Here is a 5,911-nt window from a genome sequence, read left to right as displayed (position 1 = left end):
GCGAGATTACATTCCGGGGACGCGGTCAGGGGGTCCTGACCGGCTTCAAACTGCTACTCAGGGTGTGCCCGCACTGCTCACAGCGGAATGACAGGCGGGCGGCAGATATGGGCATCTGCCAGTGGTGCGCCTACGTGCCGTGGTTGCACGATGCGGAGCCCGCCGAGGCGGCCTGAAAACCAAAAAAGTAACACGCCAAAGCACGCAACGATTTTGCAGTGCAGCACGTTCGGCTGGTATGCCAAGCGTGACGCCCTACGAAATCACCATCCTCGCCGCTGGCATTCAGCGGACCTTGTTCGCACAAACCGAGAGGGAGGCGGCATTGATGGGCGAGTCGGTCCTTCGTCGTTTTGAGGGCAAGCTGGGTCTGATCGGCTTCTGGATTGATGCTCCCGATAAGGGTGCCCTCAAGCGCCTGGGCGCCTACCTGAGCAGCGTACTCACCGAAATGATGGGGACGGGCGAAGTCGTGGCGTAGGCGACCTACACAGCAGAGGGCGTGCTGGCCAAGCCCGCTGGGGCCGTCAGTTTCGGCTTATCGAGAGCTTCTCTCGATTGATCTGCCACGCCTACGGGATCGAGCGCCACCAAGGCCTCAAGCGCAAGCTTTATTCGCGCTGGCATCGCGTCATTCATGACAGGCGGAAACGCTTCTACCAGCGCACGACGAACACCCACATTGAACGGTGTTTCACGACTTGATCTAGAAAAATTAGTCCAAAGGGGCCCAATCACAGTCATAGCTCCTCGAGCCAGCTGTATACCAAGCATCGCGCATTTTAAACAAATTTAATAACCTCTCTCAACCACACTATGGCGTGTAGATCTCATACTTCATCTACGATTTCAAATCGTTGGCCATCTATCACTTTGCCTTCACGAAGTCTTTCTGCGAGTAGATATCGCGCTGATGCGCGAGCTTCTTCTTTTGCCTCCTCAACATTGGGAAGGTCTGACCCGTCTGGATCTTCGACGAGATCGTCGCCATCACGCAGGTGAAGGTAGAAACGGGGCATTGAAGATCTCGATCTTTATTCGTCTGCTTTCAAGGGTCATCAGCGAGCAGGTCTGCCTCATCGATCTGCTCACCCTGGTCATCACGAACTGGCGTCAGCTCGACGGGTGGGAACAGCTCAGCCAATCCCTGAGCTACGCCGTAGAGAACAGGATCGGAGTCTGGGCCAGACAGGGGTACGCAGTGATCCCGATGTCTCATTTTGCGCTCTGCTACTGGTCTGGAACGAGGCCGGCGCAGGCTCCGTCAATTTGAAGTTGAAACGGCTAATTATATCAAAAGATGATTTTTACGCGATTGGTTCCACATCGGCCGCATTGAAAAATCAGCGTAAAACAGCCCCTGAGAATTGCTGCGGCGCACACCTGCAAGCGCGGCATTGGCCCGGCTGTCATTGACTCACCAGACCTTTCACTATCTGGGCACTCTGGTGTCGCCGGTGCCGACCTCGCCCGGATCATGGATCAGTCAGGGCACCGCGACCCGCGGACCGTCGTTGGCTACATCCGGCGGGCGAACGCGTTCAAGGAGCACTCGGGGCGCGGATTTTTTGTGAGCATGATCGGCAGCACGATCTGTCAGATTGTCGAGCGCGACGCTTAAGACCAATCGTTCCGCTGACGATCAATAACGGCCATGATCGCGTTTAATGTAGTGCCTAGGCGTATAGATGTTGCACTTGGGTAAGATGTACTGCTTAGTGATACAGCCTCAAAAACTAGCTCCTCTTTGAAAACGTTATCAATGAGGATAGTTTCTATTTCCTGATATACAGGGTCAATGAATACAACACCAAAGCCTTTCTCGTTCCGATGCGCTAAGCGGCATGTTCTAGGTACACGGCTAGTACCTATGGCCAAATCGAACTGATCCGGAACAATAGTATGCCGACTTGCGCTCACAAAGGCTCCAAAGGAGGAGATATCTGTGATATTGCAACGGATCGGGTTGCTGTCTAAAGGAATGAAAATTCGTGCAGATAGGTTGCATGATTGTCTTTCCACACGTCGGCGGCCAGGCATTTTATGCTTCCTTTGAGATATTTATTCTTTCTCTATTTCACGGTACTATATGTGGGTTAAATTCTCCTAAATAAAGAATATGCTCGATGAATTGCGAAGGTAATATATGTTATAAACATATGGTGTATTTATATAGCTTAAAAATCCGTTTTTTACAATAATACACTCAATGTATACCTCTACTGTTTCAGCAAGCACAGGACGTTCGATGCTTACATTCACTTCGATCATGATCCGCAGCGTCTTCGCTGCAGCGATCGTGGACTGTCGTGCTGTCTGGCGGATGGGACGGTGCGATCTCATCTCGAACGGTCTGTACGGGGCGATCTGAGGTTCCTAGGACGTACCGCAGCGCCGGTGCAGGTCGCGTGAGCGGATGAGCGCTACGTCGCGAAGGGGGGACCGGAGCCGCATTGGCGCAACCGGGCAGATGGTCGGCGCAGACGATGCGCACTTGGCGCGTCTCCGCGTTTCAGGCTGGCACAACGTTACTGCGGTAAAGCGGGCCTAGTCAGTGACCGCTATGAGGTACCTTATTCGGTGCCAGTGAGGCGTGCCTCGATCCAGGCCTGCGCCTCTTCGAGATCGGCAAAGATCGGCGGTCGATGATCATCGACGCGGCCAAAGCCTGCTTCTAGGAACCACTTGCCCCAGTTCTCGCCGTGCTGCTCGGACAACTGTACGAGCACCGCAGCCAGGAACCCATCGGCGAAGACGAGCTGGCCCTCTTGGTCGTCGCTTCTCGCGGCGACCTGCACCGGTTGGAGGCGGAAATTCATGCCGCAGCACGCTCCCCCAGATGCAGGTAGTTCGGCTTGAACTCGGCCAACGCCCTGAGGCGTGGAAGGTCGAGGATCGTCATTCGACGCTGCTGAAGTTCAATCAGTCCCTCACGGCGAAGTTCTTGCAGCGTGCGGTTGAGGTGCACGACCGACATGCCGGTGGTGTCGGCAAGGGCCGCCTGTGTAACCGGCATGTCGTAGCTGTCCCCGTCGGCGAGGCTCACTGCCCGCATCCGGACCTGAAGCTCGCAGAACAGGTGTGCGACCCGTTCCCGGGCCGAGCGGCAGCCGACGTTCACTAGCCACTCGCGCAGCGTCGCCTCGTCCACGAGCGTGCTCATCCGAAGCGCACGGGCGAGCTGGGGATGGTTCTCCATCACCTTGGCGATCACCTTCGGCGGGATGCAGACCACCTTGCTGGTCGACAGCGCGGTGATCGAGTGGTCCATCGTGTCCAGCAACGCCACATCGAGGTCGCAGAGGTCGCCCGGGACCAGGTAGGCCATGATCTGGCGGGTCCCGTTCGCTCGCACCTTGTGACGGCAGGCCATGCCTTCCAGGATCAGGAATACGCCCTTGGGCGCCTCACCCTCGCGAACGAGATTGGTCTGCGATGGGACGACCCGCGATGAGGCGCTGATCCGCTCCAATAGCGCCTTGTCGGCCTCCGACAGGGACACGAAGCCCTCCAGCTTGCGCACCAGCGGGTTGCCCCGGCTTTCCGCAGCCTGGGCTGACTGTAACGATGGGAGTGCTTCGATGCTAACGGGGGCAGTACGGGAGAGGGACAGCTCATCCAGCAGCGCCACCACATCCTCCGGCAACGCCGGCTTGGTGAGCCAAGGCGAACCGTGGAAGCCCACCGCGCGGGGCTCACCGGACTGGAAGCCGGAGTGGACCACGACCGGAACGCCCCGTTGGCGCAGTGCGTCACCCAGGGCGGTGCAGAAGCCGTCCCTGAGTTTGACGTCCACAACCGCGAGCGTGGGGCGCTCCCGTTCCAGGCCAGCGAGAGCCTCGGGGGTTGTCCCGAACGGCCCCAGGACGCGGTAGCCTGCCTGCTCCAGGGCATCGCTCATGTCCGCGCCGATCATGGCATCGGCCTCGGCAAGAAGCACGAGGGGCTGTTGATCTGTGAGGTCCACGTCTGCTCCAAGAGGGAAAAACCACCTATCGCCCGAGGGGCGCAAGCTTGACGCCTAAGTTAGAAACATAAAGCGGGTTGCAGGTAAACGATCAAAACCGCTCGGTACGCTAGCGTTCATTGCGAATGTACGGTACCGCGCATAACTTCAAATGATAAATATTAGCTGGCATTATTGTAAATACCAAGTTCCTACACCATGCTCTGACCATCGCCTGCACGAGGTTCCGAGCGCAGGCGGCTGAGAGACGATGCGCTCTTGCTCCGAGACGGAGACAAGACCCCATGGCTCAGGTCCAACAATCTGCCGTGCACAATCGCCTGCTGAAGGCCATGACCGTCGAGGACTTCACCCGGCTCCAGCCGCACCTGGAGCCTGTCGATTTGCAGGCCGGGCAAACCCTGACCAAGCCCAACGCCCGAACCGAGCATTTCCACTTCATGGAGACGGGCGTCGCCTCGATCACAGCTGAGGGCGCAAATGGCCGGGTGGAGGTCGGGATCATCGGCCGGGAGGGCTTAGTGGGCGCGACCCCCGTGCTCCTTGGCTCGGACCGGGCCCCATATGACCACTTCATTCAGGTACCGGGTGCCGGCCTGCGCATCGACGCCGCGGTCGTGAGCACGGCGGTGGATGAGAGCCCCGCCCTGCGCAAACTGATGCTACGCTACATCCTGACGGAGATGATCCAGACGCGGCAGACAGCCTTCGTCAACGGGAGCCAGGAGATCGAGGCACGCCTCGCTCGTTGGCTGCTGATGTGCCACGACCGCGTGGAGGGCGACGAGCTTCTGCTCAAGCATGAGTTCCTGTCGATGATGCTGGGTGTCCGGCGGGCCGGTGTGAGCCTGGCCATGCAGCAGCTCGAAGGCACCGGCTGCATCCGGGCCAGGCGCGGTCGCATCACCGTGTTGAACCGCAAGCTCCTAGAGGACATGGCGGATGGCGGTTACGGCACACCGGAGGCCGAGTATGCCCGTCTGATCGAAGGGGCGTGAGATGCCCCGTTACTACCTCAACCTTCGCTACGGTCAGAGGCTCGACAAGCTTGCGGTGGACCCGGAAGGGGACGAACTCGCCGATGACGAAGCGGCACGCCAGCTCGCGTTGCAGGCCGCGCGCGACCTGGTTGCTGGTTCACGCTCGTTTGCCGTACGCGATTGGTTCGTCTGCTCGTTCGAGATTGAGGACGAGAAGGCCCGGCACGTCATGACGGTGCCGTTCAGTGACCTCGTTCCTGAGGAAGACGACGAGGACTAGTCCGGCTGTTCGCTCCCACAATCGGCGAGTTCACCGCCTACGATCGCACGAGGTACCAACCTTTGATGGGGATCTCGCTGCGAGGTCGTTCTACAGCATGTCATGAGCGATGACCGACCCCTCAAAGGCGATACCGATCTGATCGAGCGATCGAAGAGGCTCATCGCCGAGTCCGTAGCGATGCGCCGACAGATGCGAGAGATGCAGGATGCCGCCGACAAGGCGATGGCAACGAGACAGGCATCTCTCGCCAGATCTGCATGTGAGCACCAGACCCACCCGTTTTTTCGAACTAGCTGAGCGCTGCCTCAGCCGCACCTCAGCCAGCGAGGCGATCGTTTCCACCTTTCGTTCGAGAGGCCCGAAAAGCCCGCGCGGAGGTGCCGGCGGACTCTATCTGGAAGGAACCAAGAGCGCAGAAGGTCCTCAGGCTGTCTCGGCAGCCTTCTTCCGCCCGCGGGTCTTGAAGGCCGCCTCAGACGCTTCTTGGACCTCGGGAGCCGCCTTGCGCCGCAACTGACCGAGGCCGAGTGAACGCGCCAGCTCGGACCGCTTGGCGGAGTAAGCAGCCGATACGATGGGGTAGTCAGACGGTAGGCCGTACTTCGCACGGTAGCTCTCCGGTGTGAGCCCGCGAAGCGTGAGGTGGCGCTTCATCGTCTTGTAGGTCTTGCCATCCTCGAA

General features: G+C 58.9%; 9 protein-coding genes. 4 read left to right on the top strand and 5 right to left on the bottom strand.

What is annotated here, in order from left to right; genetic code table 11:
* Positions 1-247 precede the first annotated feature (247 nt).
* The gene (locus MKK55_RS26880; RefSeq protein WP_243938671.1) at positions 248-481 is read left to right on the top strand and encodes a hypothetical protein; all 234 of its coding nucleotides are present in this window, start codon (positions 248-250) and stop codon (positions 479-481) included.
* 349 nt (positions 482-830) lie between these two features.
* On the opposite strand, the gene MKK55_RS29425 is transcribed toward MKK55_RS26880, so the two are convergent.
* On the bottom strand, positions 831-1,019 hold the full coding sequence (locus tag MKK55_RS29425) for a DUF6894 family protein (protein ID WP_409566129.1): 189 nt from the start codon (positions 1,017-1,019) through the stop codon (positions 831-833).
* Here MKK55_RS29425 and MKK55_RS26875 point away from each other — a divergent pair.
* On the top strand, positions 1,019-1,273 hold the full coding sequence (locus tag MKK55_RS26875; protein ID WP_409566128.1) for a hypothetical protein: 255 nt from the start codon (positions 1,019-1,021) through the stop codon (positions 1,271-1,273). The genes MKK55_RS29425 and MKK55_RS26875 overlap by 1 nt on opposite strands.
* A 1,300-nt stretch (positions 1,274-2,573) precedes the next feature.
* Here MKK55_RS26875 and MKK55_RS26870 read toward each other — a convergent pair.
* Positions 2,574-2,819 (bottom strand): hypothetical protein, encoded by a 246-nt coding sequence (locus MKK55_RS26870; protein ID WP_243938667.1) that lies wholly within the window; start codon positions 2,817-2,819, stop codon positions 2,574-2,576.
* Positions 2,816-3,967, bottom strand: a complete 1,152-nt coding sequence (locus MKK55_RS26865; protein WP_243938665.1) for a helix-turn-helix domain-containing protein — start codon at positions 3,965-3,967, stop codon at positions 2,816-2,818. The genes MKK55_RS26870 and MKK55_RS26865 overlap by 4 nt, the downstream gene beginning before the upstream one ends.
* Before the next feature lie 284 nt (positions 3,968-4,251).
* On the opposite strand from MKK55_RS26865, the gene MKK55_RS26860 reads away from it, so the two are divergent.
* Positions 4,252-4,965 (top strand): Crp/Fnr family transcriptional regulator, encoded by a 714-nt coding sequence (locus MKK55_RS26860; RefSeq protein ID WP_243938663.1) that lies wholly within the window; start codon positions 4,252-4,254, stop codon positions 4,963-4,965.
* 1 nt (position 4,966) lies between these two features.
* Positions 4,967-5,227, top strand: a complete 261-nt coding sequence (locus tag MKK55_RS26855; RefSeq protein WP_243938661.1) for a DUF6894 family protein — start codon at positions 4,967-4,969, stop codon at positions 5,225-5,227.
* 90 nt (positions 5,228-5,317) lie between these two features.
* Here the strand turns inward: MKK55_RS26855 and MKK55_RS26850 are convergent, their stop codons facing one another.
* Together MKK55_RS26850 and MKK55_RS26845 are read right to left on the bottom strand one after the other, a co-directional pair.
* Positions 5,318-5,572: a hypothetical protein gene (locus MKK55_RS26850; protein WP_243938659.1), complete on the bottom strand. Its 255-nt coding sequence runs from the start codon at positions 5,570-5,572 to the stop codon at positions 5,318-5,320.
* Positions 5,573-5,653: 81 nt separating this feature from the next.
* On the bottom strand, positions 5,654-5,911 hold a 258-nt coding region (locus tag MKK55_RS26845), incomplete at its 5' end, for a MucR family transcriptional regulator (RefSeq protein WP_243938657.1).

It is taken from the genome of Methylobacterium sp. J-059, assembly GCF_022829485.1.
GTDB lineage: Bacteria > Pseudomonadota > Alphaproteobacteria > Rhizobiales > Beijerinckiaceae > Methylobacterium.
This window is presented reverse-complemented; position numbering and strand designations above follow the sequence as displayed.